The following is a 15,053-nucleotide window of genomic DNA, read 5'->3' on the forward strand; positions in this document are numbered from 1 at the left end:
CAGCAGGAGCATGACATGACGAAGATGGTGCATTTGTTCGGTGGACCGGCCACGACGGCCGAACGCTCGAAGGAATTGCTCGGCGGCAAGGGGTCGAACCTTGCCGAAATGGCCTCGATCGGCCTCCCGGTTCCGCCGGGCTTTACGATCACCACCGACGTCTGCACCGCTTATTACGCGAACGGCGAACAATTCCCGGCCGGGCTGGTCGAGGATGTCGCGGCCGGCATCGCGCATATCGAGGGCATCACCGGCAAGAAATTCGGCGATGCGGCCGATCCTTTGCTCGTTTCGGTCCGCTCGGGCGCGCGCGTGTCGATGCCCGGCATGATGGACACTGTCCTCAACCTCGGGCTCAACGACCGCACCGTCGTCGGCCTCTCCGAAGCGTCGGGTGATCCGCGCTTCGCGTGGGACAGCTATCGCCGCTTCGTCCAGATGTACGCCGACGTCGTCATGGGCCTCGACCACGCTGAGTTCGAGGAAGCGCTGGAAATCGCCAAGGAAGACAAGGGCTTCTACCTCGACACAGAAATGTCGGCTGAAGACTGGCAGGCGCTGGTCAAGGAATATCAGGCAATCGTCGAGCGCGAGACCGGCGCACCGTTCCCGCAGGAACCGAACGACCAGCTGTGGGGCGCGGTCGGCGCCGTCTTCGCAAGCTGGGAAAGCGACCGCGCCAAAGTCTATCGCCGCCTCAACAGCATCCCCGGCGAATGGGGCACCGCGGTCAATGTGCAGGCGATGGTGTTCGGCAACATGGGCGACACCTCGGCGACGGGCGTCGCCTTCACGCGCGACCCCGCGACCGGCGAGCGCGCCTGGTACGGCGAATGGCTGATCAATGCGCAGGGCGAGGACGTCGTCGCGGGCATCCGCACACCGCAATATCTGACCAAGATCGCGCGCGAAAAGGCGGGCGCCAAGCCGCTGTCGATGGAAGAGGCAATGCCCGAGACCTTCACGGAACTCGGCCGCGTCTTCGACACGCTCGAGACGCATTATCGCGACATGCAGGACATCGAGTTCACCGTCGAACGCGGGACCTTGTGGATGCTCCAGACGCGCTCGGGCAAGCGTACCGCCAAGGCGGCGCTGAAGATTGCGGTCGACATGGCGGCCGAGGGGCTGATTACCGAGGAAGAGGCCGTCGGCCGCGTCGATCCGGGCGCGCTCGACCAGCTTCTCCACCCGACGCTCGATCCCAAGGCGCCGCGCGATGTGCTGACCAAGGGGCTTCCCGCGAGCCCCGGCGCGGCTTCGGGCAAGATCATGTTCGACGCCGACAGCGCCGAAAAGGCGGCCGGCATGGGCGAGGCAGTGATCCTCGTCCGCGTCGAGACGTCGCCAGAGGATATTCACGGCATGCACGCCGCCAAGGGCATTTTGACCGCGCGCGGCGGGATGACCAGCCACGCCGCCGTCGTTGCGCGCGGCATGGGGCGCCCCTGCGTTTCGGGTGCCGGTGGGCTCAGCATCGACGGCAATGCCCGCGTTCTGCGGGTCGCCGGGCGCGAATTGCGCGAAGGCGATATCCTGACGCTCGACGGTTCGACCGGCGAAGTGATGGCTGGCGAGGTTCCGACCCTGCTCCCCGAACTCGTCGGCGATTTCGGCACGCTGATGGAATGGGCCGACAAGGTGCGGCGGATGAAGGTGCGTACCAACGCCGAAACCCCGGCCGATGCACAGGTCGCACGCGATTTCGGTGCCGAGGGCATCGGCCTCTGCCGCACCGAACATATGTTCTTCGACGCGGCGCGGATCACCGCGGTGCGCGAGATGATCCTCGCCGAAAGCGAGGACGGCCGCCGCGCCGCGCTCGCCAAGCTGCTCCCCGAACAGCGCGGCGACTTTGCCGCGATCTTCGGGGTGATGGCCGGCCTGCCGGTCACCATCCGTCTGCTCGACCCGCCGCTCCACGAATTCCTGCCGACGCGCGAGGAGGATTTCGCCGTCGTAGCCGAGGCCGCCGGCGTCGGGATCGAAGCGCTCAAGGCGCGCGCGAACGAGCTGCACGAGTTCAACCCGATGCTCGGCCATCGCGGGTGCCGTCTCGGCGTCACCTATCCCGAAATCTACGAAATGCAGGCGCGCGCGATCTTCGAGGCGGCGTGCGACGTCGCCGCCGAAACCGGCGCCGCGCCGATCCCCGAGGTGATGATTCCGCTCGTCGCAACGCGCCGCGAGTTCGACCTGATGAAGGCGGTCGTCGATGCGCAGGCCAAGGCGGTGTTCGCCGAGAAGGGCCGCGAGATCGCCTATCTGGTCGGCACGATGATCGAACTGCCGCGCGCCGCGCTGATGGCAGGCGAGATCGCCGAGACGGCGGAGTTCTTCAGCTTCGGCACCAACGACCTCACCCAGACGACGATCGGCATCAGCCGCGACGACGCGGGCCGCTTCCTGACGCAATATGTCGACAAGGGCATTTTCCTGACCGATCCGTTCGTCAGCCTCGACGTCGAGGGCGTGGGGCAACTCATCGAGATTGCCGCCGACCGCGGCCGTGCCACGCGGCCGGACGTCAAGCTCGGCATCTGCGGTGAGCATGGCGGCGACGCGCCGAGCATCCATTTCTGCGAAAAGACCGGCCTCGACTATGTCAGCGCCTCGCCCTACCGTGTGCCCATCGCACGTCTGGCGGCAGCCCAGGCGGCGCTGAAGGCGAAATAGCCGGGGAGGGCGCGTCATGAAGAGCTGGCACCGCTATGCGATCACCTTGGTGGGCGGATTGGCGGTGGGGCTCGGCGGCGCCTGGGGGCTGACCAATGGCGGGCTCGGCGACGGCGGAATCCGGAACGGGCCTTGGACGACCTCGCTCGGTTACGGGACCAAGGCGACCGATCCGCTGACGCGCGCGATGGTCGCGCGCTCGGGACTGCTCGCGCTACCCGCGAAGGAAACCGTCTACTGGATGGCAAAGGTCGATGCGGCGGGCGCGCCGCTCGACGGCAATTGCCGATACAGCCTATCGGGAACGCCGCTCGACGCGCGCTGGTGGAGCGTCACCGTCTATGACGACAAAGGCTATCTGGTGGATAATCCGGCGCGCACCTGGTCGGTCAACGGCGCGAATGTCGCGCTCGACGCGAAGGGCGAGTGGCGCGTCACGATTTCGCCCGACAAGCCAGCCGGCGCGGCCTGGTTGCCGGGGATCAAGGGACGGCCTTTTCAGCTAACCTTGCGCATGTACAATCCCGGCAAGACGTTCCGGGCCGATCCCGAAAAGGCGGTGCTGCCGCGCCTCGTGAAGGAGGGCTGCTGAGATGCGCGGCTGGTTCGGCCCGATCCTGTTCGGTCTGATCGTCGCCGCCGCGACAGCATGGGCCGCGATCCTCTATATCCCTTACGGGCTGATGAACGTCGCGATGGAGCGGCTGGGGCAGGAGGGCGTCAACACGATGTCCTATGGCAATCTCGCGACCCCCGAGCGCCAGCCGGTGGTGCGGCCGAGTCCCGATCTCGCCTATTCGAGCTGTCCCTATGACCTGTCGGCGGGGCCGGTGTCGATCGACGTGGCCCCGGTGGCGGGACGGTATAGTTCGCTCAGCGTCTTCGACGCGGCGACCGACGTGATCTTCGTCCGCAACGATGTCGAGGCGGGCGGCAAGCCCTATCGAATCATCGTTGCGCGGGCGGGGCAGGCGGTGCCCGCGGGGGCCGAGGTCGTGCGCACCGACCACGACCGCGGCATCGCGCTGATCCGCCTGCTGCTCAAGGATCCCGAGGAAATCGGCGGGCTCGACGCGGCGCGGCGCGAGTCGTCGTGCGCCACGGTCACAAATAAGAAATAGGGGGTTGCGCCCCCGCGCATCGGGTCTTAAAGGCGCCTCTCCACGCACCCGTAGCTCAGCTGGATAGAGCATCAGACTACGAATCTGAGGGTCGGACGTTCGAATCGTTCCGGGTGCGCCATTCCCTTCATATCGTCGTTATGCCGAAAGCCGATTGCGCTCCGCAGCCGGTTTCGCGAACATGGCCGTCCTGTCGAAAGGATGTGGATATGGCCAGGATCGTGTTCGGAATGAACCAGTCGCTCGACGGCTATGTCGACCATATGGAGTTCGCGCCGGACCGGGTGCTCTTCCGTCATTTCATCGCGGAAGCGGAAGGGCAGGCGGGCAGCATCTATGGCCGCACCATGTATGACATCATGCGCTATTGGGACGATGAGCATCCCGAATGGGGACCGGATGAACGCGCTTTCGCCGCGGCATGGCGCAAGCAGCACAAATGGGTCGCCTCGCGCACGCTGACGGAGGTCGGTCCCAACGCGACGCTGATCGGCAACGATCTGGAGGGGGCGATCCGGGCGCTCAAAGTCGATCGCGATGGGGAAATCGAAGTCGCCGGTCCGGGGATCGCGCAGAGCCTTACCGAACTCGGTCTCATCGACGAATACCGGATATATCTGCACCCGGTCGTGCTGGGGCGGGGCCGGCCCTATTTCGCGGGGCCCCGGCCGCCGCTCCGTCTCGTGACGCACGAGCGGATCGGCGGCGACGTGATCAGGCTGGCTTACGTCCCGGCCTGATCCACGCGGGATTTGTCGCTGCTCAGGCGGGATCGGGAACTGCGAAGCGCAGGCCGCGCATCATCGCGGCGGGAATGACGCTGCCATGGTCCTCGCCATCGAAAATATAGCTGTCCGCGTCGGCAAGGCCGGCCTCGCGCAGCGCCGCGACGAATTCGGGGACCGCATCGACCATCCGGCAGGCCGCGACCATCGCCTGCATCTGTTCGATCGTCATTTCCAGCCCGGCGGGAACCTTTGACGGCGCTTCCTGCTCCTGCCCGCCGACGCTGACCAGAACGCGCGGCTGGCGCTCGACCCCGGCCAGCCGTCCGGCGAAAGCAGGAAGGTGGCCCAGCACCGCGAAGCCGTCCCACCAGAGCGACGGACTGCCGGCAAGGAAGGTTGCGAATGCGTCGGGGCGGGTGAGCAGAGCATAGGCGGTGAACAGGCCGCCGAGCGAATGGCCGTAGAGGATGCGGTCGGTCGCCGACGCTTCGGGATAGCGACGCTCGATTTCGGGAGCGAGTGTGTCGACGAGGAAGGCCAGGAAGGCTTCGGCGCCGCCGTCCTTGTCACCGATCATGCCGGTCATGCCGCCCAGCGCGGCGCGGCCCGCCTCGCTCAGCGGCGGCGTCAGGTCGGCGGTGCGCAGCTTGGCGAATTCGGTATATTCGGCGCCATAGCCGACGCCGACGATCATCGCGGTCGGCAGCGTGCCGACGGTACCGCGAAGGCGGGCAACCTCGGCCGCGAGCGCGAAGCCGATGTCGGCGTCGAGGACGAACAATACCGGCACCTTGCCGTCCGCCGGCGGATTGGCGACGCGCGACACGCTGATCTTGAAGGTGCCGGTGCCGCCGGGGTGCGGCAGTTCGAACTGGTCGATCGGGGCCTGAATGGAGAAGCTCATCGCTGATTGCCTTTTTTTGCTGAGGTTGATGGTTTCGGGACGAAAGTCGGTCAGGCTTCGCGCAGCGCGCGATAGATGAGTTGCTGTGCGACCACTTCGGGCGGGCGCATGTCGGTCGCGATGCGCTGGCGATGCGTCATGCCGATGCACAGGATATCGTTCTCGGGATCGATCCAGAACCATGTGCCGAACGCGCCGCCCCACTCATAGGTGCCCTTGCCCACCGGCCGGCCGGCGCGGGCCGGATCGACGCAGACCATGCCGTTGAGGCCGTGGCCATTGCCCTGACCGATCACATAATGGAGGATCGGATAGCGATTTTCGAGCAGGTCTTCCGGCAGGTGGTTCGACAGCATCAGGTCGACGCTCTCGGGTTTCAGGATTTGTACCTCGCCCAGACTGCCGCGCTGGAGCAGCATGCGGGCGAAGCGGGCATAGTCGCCGGCGGTCGATTTGAACGACGTGCCACCCATCGGAAAGATCGATTCCATCCGCTCTTCGGAGGTGGCGGTGCGCAGCCGGCCGGTTTCGGGGTCGAAGACATGGCCGCACACCAGCCGGCGCGCCTGGTCGTAATCGAGCGTGAAGCCCGTATCGTACATGCCGAGCGGGTCGAAGACGCGCTTCTTGAGGAACAGGTCGTACCGCTCGCCGCTCAGCCGTTCGACGATCTCGGCCTGAAGGTCGGTGGCGACGCTATACTCCCACGCCGTGCCGGGCTCGTATCCGAGCGGCAAGGACGCATAGCGGCCGATTTGCTCGGTAAGCGAGCGGGCGTCATGCCATCTCAGCTTCGCCAGCTTTTCCTGCATCTCCTCGACGGTCTTGCCGAGGCTGAAACCGGCGCTGTGGGTGAACAGTTCGCGGATCGTCGGTGGACGGGTGGCGTTGCTGCCGGGAAGCGCTGCGATTTCGGCAAATTCGGGAAGATAATCGGCAACGCTGTCGTCGAACCGCCACTTGCCCTCCTCGTAAAGGAGCAGCATCGCGACGGCCGCCAGCGGCTTGCTCATCGAAAACAGCGTGAAGATCGAATCGGCGTGCAGCGGGCGACGGTCGCGGCAATCGGCGAAACCGGTGACATGGGCGTGAACGATCGTGTCGCCGCGGGCGAGCAGCATCACCTGTCCCGGCAATTCGCCGTTCGCGACCATCGTATCGAAATAGGTATCGAGTTCGGCGAGCACGCTCGCCGAAAAGCCTGCTTCGGCGGCGCTTGCCGTGCCGAAACGATATGCTGCCATCCTGTCTCTCCCGGTTTGCTCCGGCCTGTCCCCCGCCGCAATTGCGACTCGAAGATCCTTCGCCGGTTGCTTACGATATTTCCTATTAGGAAAGTATGGAAAGTCGTCTCGGTCAAGCGATTTGTCGAAGGGTGGCCAATAGTCGCGATAATTCAGCGAATTGAAGGGGCCTGAGGTTGATATGCCGATTGCCTTTCGTCGGTTTGAAGCGCGCTCTGGAAAAGATGGATTGACAGATTTGAGAAAATGAGTTTCCATTTAGGAAATTAGGAAAGCGCCGAGCGGCGGCGTCGGGATGGGGACGGATTATGAAAAATCGGATGATGGCGATGTTCCTCGTGGCGGCGGCGATGCCGACGAGCGTTTGGGCGCAGGAAGCGGCTCCTGCCGACAGCGCGAGCGATCAAAGCGGCGACATTATCGTCACCGCCAACAAGCGGCCCGAACGTCAGCTCGACGTGCCGAGCGCGATCACCGCTTTCCGCGGCAGCGACCTGCTCGACAGCGGCTACACCAGTCTCAAGGATTATCTGGCGCTGACCCCCGGCGTGCAGGTCAGCCAGACGGGTGGCGGCGGCGCGCCGGTCATCCGCGGCTTGACCACCGGCACCAATCTGGGCGCCATCGTCGGGATCGTCGTCGATGGTGCCCCGGTCGGCCCCAGCTCATCCTTCAATCTCGGCGGTGCCAATTCGACCGACCTCGATCCGATCGATCTCGAGCGCGTCGAAGTGCTGAAGGGCCCGCAGGGCACGCTTTACGGCGCGAACACCCTCGGCGGGCTTGTGTCCTATACCTTCGCCCGGCCGAACCTCGATCGGGTTACCGCGATTGCCCGCGGCGAACTCAGCGGTACCCAGCACGGCGGCACCAGCTATTCGTTCCGCGCCGCGGCGAGCGCACCGGTCGTCCAGGATATGCTCGGCCTGCGCGTATCGGGCTATATCGACCGCCCGTCGGGCTTCATCGACAACAGCGTCGCTGGGATCAACGACTTCAACCGCCAGCGCAACTGGGGGATCAACGGGTCGCTGCGCTTCGAGCCGACCCCCGAACTCAGCATCAACATCGTCGGCTTTCACCAGCAGGTGAACCAGCTCGGACAGGATTATGTCGTCTATGGTGCCGACCGGAAGCCGCTCACCGACCTTCACTATGACCAGCAACTTTACAGCAAATATCGCAAAAACTCCGACGTTCTCATCGGCACGATCGATTATGATCTGGGGTTCGCCAACCTGACATCGGTCAGCAGCTATCAGAAGATCGATACCTACATCGTCCTCAACGCGCTGACCTTCAACGCGCAGCTACCCGTTTTCACCGCGTTCGGAGGTGTTCCGGTTCCCGCGGGTACGGCCGCGGGCGCCGACGCCAAAGGACCGGTCAAGAAATTCTCGCAGGAATTGCGCCTTGCCTCGTCCGATGACGGTCCGCTGCAATATGTCCTCGGCGCTTTCTATACTTATGAAAAGGCACGGACCTCGACGAACGTCGTCGGTTTCGATCCGGATTTCCAGGAGGTGCCGACGCTGGCGCCGGCCATCGGTTTCGGCGTCAACGACACCTATAAGGAAATTGCCGGCTTCGGTAACCTGACCTACAAGTTCGGCGAAGCCTTCGACCTGACCGGTGGCCTCCGGATCGGCCGGATCAGCCAAGCCTATAACCAGACATTTTACGGCAGCGATGCAGCCGCGTTCAACAACTTCCTCGGCTTCCTGGGCCTCGATCCCGTTCCCGCCGATACCGGAACGACGCGCGGGTCGGAAACGGTCAAGACCTATCTGCTCACGGCGCGTTATCATTTCTCGCCCGACGGGATGCTCTATGCCCGCTATGCGACGGGTTTCCGCCCGGGTGGCCCGAATTTTGCGGTTCCCGGCCTGCCGCCGAGCTTCAAATCGGACTCGACCGAGAATTTCGAAGGCGGTCTGAAAACCAAATTCTGGGACGGCAAGGGCACGATCGACCTGTCGGCCTTCTACATGCGCTGGAAGGATATTCTCATCCAGGTCAGCAGCGGCGGCCTCAACGCCTATGCCAATGGCGGTAATGCGCGCGTCTACGGGGTCGAAGGATCGCTTTCGCTCCGCCCCGTCGATGGGCTGACGCTGGCGGGGACGATCGCTTACAACGACGGCAAGATCACCAGCGTCGATCCGCTTGCGGCGGCTTCGCTGGGGGTGGGCGATCCGTTGCCGAACAGCGCGAAATGGAGCGGCTCGCTGGCGCTCGATTATCGCACGCCGATCGGTGGCGACTGGCAGGCCGTAGTCGGCGGGACCGCGAAGTTCGTCGGCAAACGCTATACTTCCCTGCGGTCGAGCCTCATCAATCCCTTTTACCTGATGCCCGGTTATGCGCTGTTCGACGTCCGTGCCGGCGTCGAAAGCGAGCGTGTCGACATCAGCCTGTTCGTCCGTAACCTGACCGACAAGCGCGCTCAGCTCAGCGGTAGCGGCGCGAACGGGATCAACGAGATCATCGTCCAGCGCCCGCGGACAATGGGTGTCGCCGTCACGTTCAAATATTGATCGAAGGCGCGCGTCCGTGTCTTCGGGTATCGTCAGCGAGGTGGCAGACCGCCCTTTCTGCTTGCACAAAGAGGCCGTCCTTGGCCATGTCGGGTCGCCGCATCGCGGGACGATGCGCGCACGGAAAGGATTTTCGAGGGACGATGCGCGAGAAGACGGGACGCAAGGCGGAGTTGGCAAGCAGCCGGTTGCGGGTCGGGGCGGCGATCCGCGAACGGCGGCAGGCGGCCGGACTATCGCTGGCCGAACTCGCCGAACGGATCGGCGTTGCGCTTTCGACGATGTCGAAGATCGAGAATGGCAAGATTTCGACCAGTTTCGAACGGCTCGACAGCATCAGCCGCGCGTTGCAGGCGGATTTCGCCGAATTTCTCGGGACCGCGGCGCCGATGGCGATTTCTATGTCTCAGTCGCCGGCCTATGGCATGCGGCGCAGCATCACGCGGCCCGAGGACGGGACGATGGTCGACGCCGGGACCTATCTCGAATGGTTCCACGCCTCGGACATGCTGCAGAAGCGCTTCCAGCCGGTGGTCGCCGAACTGCTGATCGAGGATGTCGCCGACTATGGCCCCTTCACCCAGCACAGCGGCGAGGAATTCAATTACGTCCTCGAAGGCGAGATGGAGTTCCACACGGAGATATACGCACCGGTTCGCCTCACGGCAGGGTCGAGCATCTATTTCGATGCCGAGATGAAGCATGCGCATGTCCGGGTCGGCAGCGGCCCGTGCCGCCTGCTCGCCATCCTCTGCCCGCGCATGGAACCGCTCGCCGCCGGTACGGCGGACCGCCGGTCGATGCGGGTCGTCGATCCGCAGGGCAACGATATGGTCGCGGCCGCCAAATAGCCGGCGAACCGGCGCGTCGTTGCCGTTCGGGCGGGGAGCGCTGATCGCTATGGCGGGTCTTTCGAAAGCCTTTAACGTCGCCGATGTCCGGGCGCTGGCCGGCCGCGCCCTGCCGCGGCCGATCCGCGACTATCTGGAGGGCGGCGCCGACGACGAATGGACGCTGGCGCGCAATCGCGCGGCGTTCGGCGACTGGGTGCTGGCGCAGCGGACGCTCGTCGATGTCAGTGACATCGATCCGGGCACCGACATGCTCGGCTTCCGGGCCGCGATGCCGCTGATGCTGTCGCCGACCGGCATGTCGCAGCTCTTCCACGCGTCGGGCGAAACCGCGGTCGCGCGCGCGGCGGCTGCGGCGGGCGTGCCCTATGGCCTGTCGACGATGGCGACGACGTCGATCGAGACGATCGCGGCTACCGGCGCGAATCGCTATTTCCAGCTCTACCTGTTTCGCGACCGCGAGCTTACCCGCGCGCTCCTCGAACGCGCCGCGGCGCATGGCTATGGCGCGCTGTGCCTGACCGTCGACACGGCGATGGCGGGGAACCGCGAGCGCGACCTCAAGAGCGGGATGATCATGCCGCCGCGCTTCACGCTCGGCAGCCTGATGAGTTTCGCGGGGCATCCGCGCTGGTCGCTCGGCGCGCTCAAGAACCGGTCGTTCCAGCTCGCCAATGTCATCGACCATGTCGGCGATATCGGCAGCGCGGGCACCAGCGTCATCGATTATGTCAACGCGCAGTTCGACCGGACGGCGACGTGGAAAGATGTCGAATGGCTGCGCAGCCAATGGTCCGGCAAACTGGTGATCAAGGGCGCGATCATGCCCGGCGATTGTCTGGAAGCCGTCGACTGCGGCGTCGATGCGGTCATGGTGTCGAACCACGGCGGCCGTCAGCTCGACACCGCGGGCGCGCCGCTCGACTATCTGCCGGCGATCCGCGACCGGATCGGCGAAAGGGCCGAATTGATCGTCGATGGCGGGGTGCGCCGCGGCACCGATGTGCTGAAGGCGATTGCGCTCGGCGCCAACGGTTGTTCGATCGGGCGCCCCTATCTTTACGGGCTCGCGGCGGGCGGCGAGGCGGGGGTCGCGCGTATCCTGTCGATATTCCGCAGCGAGATCGAACGCGACCTGGGGTTGATGGGACGGACGCGGATCGCCGACATCACCGCCGCCGACGTCGATCATCTCTCGCAATTCCGGTCGAAGCCCGGCTGCTGAACGAATTTCCCTGATACTCAACCCGGAACAGGATTTTGCCATGACAAGCTGGACCAGCATCGAGATCAAATCCGGCGGCGACGATGCGCCGATGTTAGCCTTCGCGGCAGGAGAGGCACTATACGCGCCCGCCGCGGCGCAGGATCGCATCCGCGCGGTCGTCAAAGCGACCGGCTTCGATCCCAAGCCCGGCCGCTGGCTCGATATCGTCGGCGAGGGTGACGCGGGCAGCCGGATCGTCGTCATTGCGGCGGGCGCGAACGACAGCGAAGATCGCTGGCGCAATGCTGGCGGCCATGCCGTCGAGGCGATCCGCGCCTTGGCGCTCGTCGCGGCACGGCTGCCGTCGGCGGCGGAACTCGGGATCGGGGAAGCGTTTGCCGACCTCATCGAGGGCGTGCTGCTGCACGGCTTCCGCCTCGATCAGGGGCGCAGCAATCCGGTGCCCGGTCAATTCGCATCGACGCTGTCGATTGCGCAGGACGATGCCCCGCTCGCCGAGGAGGCGCGGCTGCGGGCCGACCCGGTCAACCGCGCCCGTGCGTGGGTCGAGCAGCCGGCGAACAGGCTGACGCCCGCAGTATTTGCCGACGAGGCCGAAGCCGCGCTTGTGCCGCTCGGTGTCCGGGTTCGCCAGCTCGATCTTGCCGAGCTCGAAGCGCTTGGCGCCGGTGGCATTCTTGCGGTCGCGGCGGGGAGCTCCAACGAGCCGCGCCTGACGATCGCCGAATGGCGTGGGGCGCCCGACCGCGAGGGCTGGGATGCGGCCTTCGTCGGCAAGGGGCTGACCTTCGACGCCGGCGGCCTCAATCTCAAGGCCCGGCCCGGCATCGCCAAGATGAAGTTCGACATGGCGGGCGGCGCGGCGGTGCTCGGCGCGATCGAGCGGCTGGCTTTGCGCAAGGCGCCGGTCAATATCGTCGCCGTGGTCCCGATGTGCGAGAATAATATCGACGGCAAATCCTATCGCCCCGGCGATGTCATCACCTCGCTGGCGGGCCTGACGATCGACGTCCAGGACACCGATGCCGAGGGGCGCATCGTGCTCGCCGACGGCGTGACCTATGCCATCCGCGAATATGACCCCGGGGTGATCGTCGACGTCGCGACGCTGACCGGCGCGATCATGGGCGTGCTGCACGAGGATTTTGCCGGGCTGTTCACCAGCGACGATGCGCTGGCCGCCAGCCTAACCGGGGCGGGTGCTGCGACGCACGAGTTGCTCTGGCGCCTGCCGCTGGTCGCGTCGATGGCCTATCTGGTCGAATCGCCGGTGGCCGACGTCTCGAACCTCGGTGCGCCGGGCTGGTTCGGTGTCGGCGGCGGATCGCCCGTCGCGGGCGCCAAGTTCATCGAGAAATTCGCCGACGGCCGCCGCTGGGCGCACCTCGACATCGCGGGCACCGGCTGGGCGACGCGGCGAAGCTCGCGGTGCGGCCCGGGCGCGACGGGCTTCGGCGTCGCGCTGCTCGACCGCTGGGCCGATCTCGCGGTAGCAGACAAGGGTTAAACGTCGCCGGCATCGGTTGCCGATGCCGGAACGAAGCTGATCTGCGCGAGGCGCCAGTTTCGTTCGGTCTTCCCCGGCCAATGACCGTTCACGTCGAAAGGTTCGTCGGGGAGGCAGCCGTGCACTTCGGCGCGGATCAGCCGTCCCGTCTCGCGCAGCCGGATCGTCGCATCGGGGTAGCGCTGTTTGAGCGCCGCTTCGAGCGCTTCGGCTTCCTTCGATATCTCGGCGCTCGCCAGCGCGCGCGGGGTGCCGTCGACCAGCTCGGCGGTCGACGAGCGGATCGCCTTCATCCCGTCGTGGAGGATGTCGAACGAGATGACCGCCGCCGCGACCGAGTCCGCCCACCACCAGCCGAGCCCGAGCCCGATGATCCCGGCGACGCCGGCAGCCCCGGTCATCCAGTTCGCCTTGTTCATCAGCGCGTCGGTGTGGAGCAATTTGTCCGCCAGTTCTTCCGCCAGCGGCAGTTCCTTGCGCCCGATGATCATCGGCGGGATCATCGCATAGACCTGCGCGCCGATCATCAACCAGCCGAGCCAGATGTCGCGGCCGAACAATTGCACCGATCCGACCGAGGCATGTTCGGCCTTGATCAGCGTCATCGTCGAATCCCACAGGAGCAGCGCTCCTGTCGCCGCGAGCGCGACCGCGGCGAGGAAAAAGCCGAGGCCGTTGACCCGTTCGAAGCCGAAGGGGAATTTGCGCGACCGCTTGCCCTTGCGCTCCATCCGCGCCGCGACGAGGAAGGCGATCGGCGGCACGAGGCCGAGCGTATCCTCGATCCACGCGGTCTTCATCGTCTGGCTCTGGCCGAGGACGAGCCCCATCACGATGACGATGGTGATCGTCCAGAAGATGTTCCAATATTCGAGCCGTTCGGCGCGCTTCAGCGTCTCGCGCAAATGCGGTGGCAGGTCGTCGGCGTGGGTGCCCGGATGGATGCTCATGGGGTCGCCTTGCCGCGCGCAACCTTTCGCGCGCTGGTCTCGACAAGCATGATCCAGCGGTTCTCGCCGCTGCGCATCGCGGCGCGCCATTCGACGGTCTGCTCGCCCTGTCGCTCGGTGCGGAAGGGCGGCGAAAGCGCGCTCATGGTCGCCCACGGCGTCTTCTTCGTGAACGGCGCGACGACGAGGTCGATTTCGCCGGTTTCAAGCTTGTCCAGCAATGGCTCGAGCGCGCCGCGCCGCAGTTCGGCCTTTGCCCCTGTCGCCGTTTCGACCTGTTCCACAAGCTTCCGCGCTTCGGGCGGCAAATCCTGTTCGGTGCCGACGCGGATGGTGCCGCTGGCGCGGATTTTATCGAGGCTGTTCGCGGGGTCGCGGGGGAAGCTGTCGCAGCCGCTGAGCAGCAGGGCGATTGCTATCGCAGCGGCCGCTTTACCACGGGACAAGGCCCTGTCTCCTCGCATGGGCCCCCACGCTGCCAATACGCCCCGGAAGAGAGGAGGGTTCCGTTCTCAGCGCCGGGCGAGGACGTCGTAATGGCGGCCGATGCCAAAGCGGTCGAAGCGGGTGAAGCCGATGCCTCGCAGCCGCGCCTCGATGGCGGCCGCATCGGTCCAGCGCTCGTCGATTTCATAGAAGACGGCGCTCAGGCGGTCGCGATGCGCCGACGCTGCCAGCGCCTCGACCACGGTTTCCTCATGCCCTTCGACGTCGATTTTGACGATCAGCGGCAGCTCGGTGGGAAGCAGCGTGTCGACCCCGGTAATACCGAGGATATGAATATCTTCGGTCCCGGGGCCGGTGCAGGCACCAGCATCGCGCAGGCTGGCGGTGCCGCTGTGCGTGCCGTTGGTGGCGATCGTCGCTATTCCCGAGTGGAGCGAGACTGCGGCGTGGACGGGCCTGATTCGTGCTTTCGCGTCGTTGAGGGCGATATTGTCCTGAAGCAGCGCGAAGGTTGCGGCGACCGGCTCGAACGCGATCGCGGTTGCGCAATGCGGGTTCTGCGCGGCCAGCAGGCTGTAGAGACCCTGATTGGCGCCGATGTCGGCGAAGGCAAAAGGCGCGTCCTGCGCGGCGAGATAGTCCGAAAGAACATGGCCATAGGTCCCATAACGGCAATATTGAAAGGTGCGATCCTGCCAGTTGGCGCGCATGCGGACGCCGTAGCGTGACGTCACGACGTCGTCGGGGCGTGGCAGCGGCAGCGCCGAAAGGCCTCGCGCGATCCATTTGTGGAGCGTCTTTTTCACGCCATAGTCGAGGAAGGCGCCGATGCGCGTGGGGGCCGACTGGCTGTACGGCAT

General features: G+C 65.5%; 13 protein-coding genes and 1 tRNA gene. 9 read left to right on the plus strand and 5 right to left on the minus strand.

Annotated elements, in window-relative coordinates; translation table 11 throughout:
• The first annotated feature begins 15 nt into the window (after positions 1-15).
• From ppdK to V6U71_RS07815, 5 genes are all read left to right on the plus strand, one after another.
• Positions 16-2,676, plus strand: coding sequence for a pyruvate, phosphate dikinase (gene ppdK, locus V6U71_RS07795; RefSeq protein ID WP_411341716.1), 2,661 nt, complete (start codon positions 16-18; stop codon positions 2,674-2,676).
• Between the two features lie 16 nt (positions 2,677-2,692).
• Positions 2,693-3,268 carry a DUF1214 domain-containing protein gene (locus V6U71_RS07800; RefSeq protein WP_411341717.1) on the plus strand — a complete coding sequence of 192 codons (576 nt, stop codon included), beginning with the start codon at positions 2,693-2,695 and terminating at the stop codon, positions 3,266-3,268.
• A 1-nt stretch (position 3,269) separates the two neighbouring features.
• Positions 3,270-3,797, plus strand: coding sequence for a DUF1254 domain-containing protein (locus V6U71_RS07805; RefSeq protein WP_411341718.1), 528 nt, complete (start codon positions 3,270-3,272; stop codon positions 3,795-3,797).
• Positions 3,798-3,841: 44 nt separating this feature from the next.
• Positions 3,842-3,918, plus strand: a tRNA-Arg gene (locus V6U71_RS07810).
• 88 nt (positions 3,919-4,006) lie between these two features.
• Entirely contained in the window at positions 4,007-4,537 is a 531-nt protein-coding gene (locus tag V6U71_RS07815; RefSeq protein ID WP_411341719.1) for a dihydrofolate reductase family protein, read from the plus strand.
• A 22-nt stretch (positions 4,538-4,559) separates the two neighbouring features.
• On the opposite strand, the gene V6U71_RS07820 is transcribed toward V6U71_RS07815, so the two are convergent.
• Together V6U71_RS07820 and V6U71_RS07825 are read right to left on the minus strand one after the other, a co-directional pair.
• Positions 4,560-5,429, minus strand: coding sequence for an alpha/beta hydrolase (locus V6U71_RS07820; protein WP_411341720.1), 870 nt, complete (start codon positions 5,427-5,429; stop codon positions 4,560-4,562).
• Positions 5,430-5,479: 50 nt separating this feature from the next.
• Positions 5,480-6,673 (minus strand): serine hydrolase domain-containing protein, encoded by a 1,194-nt coding sequence (locus V6U71_RS07825; protein WP_411341721.1) that lies wholly within the window; start codon positions 6,671-6,673, stop codon positions 5,480-5,482.
• A gap of 308 nt (positions 6,674-6,981) precedes the next feature.
• On the opposite strand from V6U71_RS07825, the gene V6U71_RS07830 reads away from it, so the two are divergent.
• The 4 genes from V6U71_RS07830 to V6U71_RS07845 all read left to right on the plus strand — a co-directional run bounded on the left by V6U71_RS07830 (position 6,982) and on the right by V6U71_RS07845 (position 12,796).
• Positions 6,982-9,210, plus strand: coding sequence for a TonB-dependent receptor (locus V6U71_RS07830; RefSeq protein ID WP_411341722.1), 2,229 nt, complete (start codon positions 6,982-6,984; stop codon positions 9,208-9,210).
• A 143-nt stretch (positions 9,211-9,353) separates the two neighbouring features.
• Positions 9,354-10,061 carry a helix-turn-helix domain-containing protein gene (locus V6U71_RS07835; RefSeq protein WP_411341723.1) on the plus strand — a complete coding sequence of 236 codons (708 nt, stop codon included), beginning with the start codon at positions 9,354-9,356 and terminating at the stop codon, positions 10,059-10,061.
• A gap of 49 nt (positions 10,062-10,110) precedes the next feature.
• A complete protein-coding gene (locus V6U71_RS07840) occupies positions 10,111-11,286 on the plus strand; it encodes an alpha-hydroxy acid oxidase (RefSeq protein ID WP_411341724.1) in 1,176 nt (391 codons plus the stop codon).
• 40 nt (positions 11,287-11,326) lie between these two features.
• Entirely contained in the window at positions 11,327-12,796 is a 1,470-nt protein-coding gene (locus V6U71_RS07845; RefSeq protein WP_411341725.1) for a leucyl aminopeptidase family protein, read from the plus strand.
• On the opposite strand, the gene V6U71_RS07850 is transcribed toward V6U71_RS07845, so the two are convergent.
• The 3 genes from V6U71_RS07850 to V6U71_RS07860 all read right to left on the minus strand — a co-directional run bounded on the left by V6U71_RS07850 (position 12,793) and on the right by V6U71_RS07860 (position 15,053).
• The gene (locus tag V6U71_RS07850; RefSeq protein ID WP_411341726.1) at positions 12,793-13,746 is read right to left on the minus strand and encodes a cation transporter; all 954 of its coding nucleotides are present in this window, start codon (positions 13,744-13,746) and stop codon (positions 12,793-12,795) included. The genes V6U71_RS07845 and V6U71_RS07850 overlap by 4 nt on opposite strands.
• Positions 13,743-14,192, minus strand: coding sequence for a hypothetical protein (locus V6U71_RS07855; protein WP_411341727.1), 450 nt, complete (start codon positions 14,190-14,192; stop codon positions 13,743-13,745). Before V6U71_RS07855 ends, V6U71_RS07850 begins: the two co-directional genes overlap by 4 nt.
• A gap of 66 nt (positions 14,193-14,258) precedes the next feature.
• Positions 14,259-15,053, minus strand: a complete 795-nt coding sequence (locus tag V6U71_RS07860) for an FkbM family methyltransferase (protein ID WP_411341728.1) — start codon at positions 15,051-15,053, stop codon at positions 14,259-14,261.

This window comes from Sphingopyxis sp. J-6 (assembly GCF_046603995.1).
Classification (GTDB): domain Bacteria; phylum Pseudomonadota; class Alphaproteobacteria; order Sphingomonadales; family Sphingomonadaceae; genus Sphingopyxis.

What these genes read in the sequence shown, in the direction of transcription:
- ppdK (WP_411341716.1), top strand. Translation starts at nt 16, where the DNA reads ATGACGAAGATGGTGCATTTGTTCGGTGGACCGGCCACGACGGCCGAA.
- V6U71_RS07800 (WP_411341717.1), top strand. Translation starts at nt 2,693, where the DNA reads ATGAAGAGCTGGCACCGCTATGCGATCACCTTGGTGGGCGGATTGGCG.
- V6U71_RS07805 (WP_411341718.1), top strand. Translation starts at nt 3,270, where the DNA reads ATGCGCGGCTGGTTCGGCCCGATCCTGTTCGGTCTGATCGTCGCCGCC.
- V6U71_RS07815 (WP_411341719.1), top strand. Translation starts at nt 4,007, where the DNA reads ATGGCCAGGATCGTGTTCGGAATGAACCAGTCGCTCGACGGCTATGTC.
- V6U71_RS07820 (WP_411341720.1), bottom strand. Translation starts at nt 5,429, where the DNA reads ATGAGCTTCTCCATTCAGGCCCCGATCGACCAGTTCGAACTGCCGCAC.
- V6U71_RS07825 (WP_411341721.1), bottom strand. Translation starts at nt 6,673, where the DNA reads ATGGCAGCATATCGTTTCGGCACGGCAAGCGCCGCCGAAGCAGGCTTT.
- V6U71_RS07830 (WP_411341722.1), top strand. Translation starts at nt 6,982, where the DNA reads ATGAAAAATCGGATGATGGCGATGTTCCTCGTGGCGGCGGCGATGCCG.
- V6U71_RS07835 (WP_411341723.1), top strand. Translation starts at nt 9,354, where the DNA reads ATGCGCGAGAAGACGGGACGCAAGGCGGAGTTGGCAAGCAGCCGGTTG.
- V6U71_RS07840 (WP_411341724.1), top strand. Translation starts at nt 10,111, where the DNA reads ATGGCGGGTCTTTCGAAAGCCTTTAACGTCGCCGATGTCCGGGCGCTG.
- V6U71_RS07845 (WP_411341725.1), top strand. Translation starts at nt 11,327, where the DNA reads ATGACAAGCTGGACCAGCATCGAGATCAAATCCGGCGGCGACGATGCG.
- V6U71_RS07850 (WP_411341726.1), bottom strand. Translation starts at nt 13,746, where the DNA reads ATGAGCATCCATCCGGGCACCCACGCCGACGACCTGCCACCGCATTTG.
- V6U71_RS07860 (WP_411341728.1), bottom strand. Translation starts at nt 15,053, where the DNA reads ATGCCGTACAGCCAGTCGGCCCCCACGCGCATCGGCGCCTTCCTCGAC.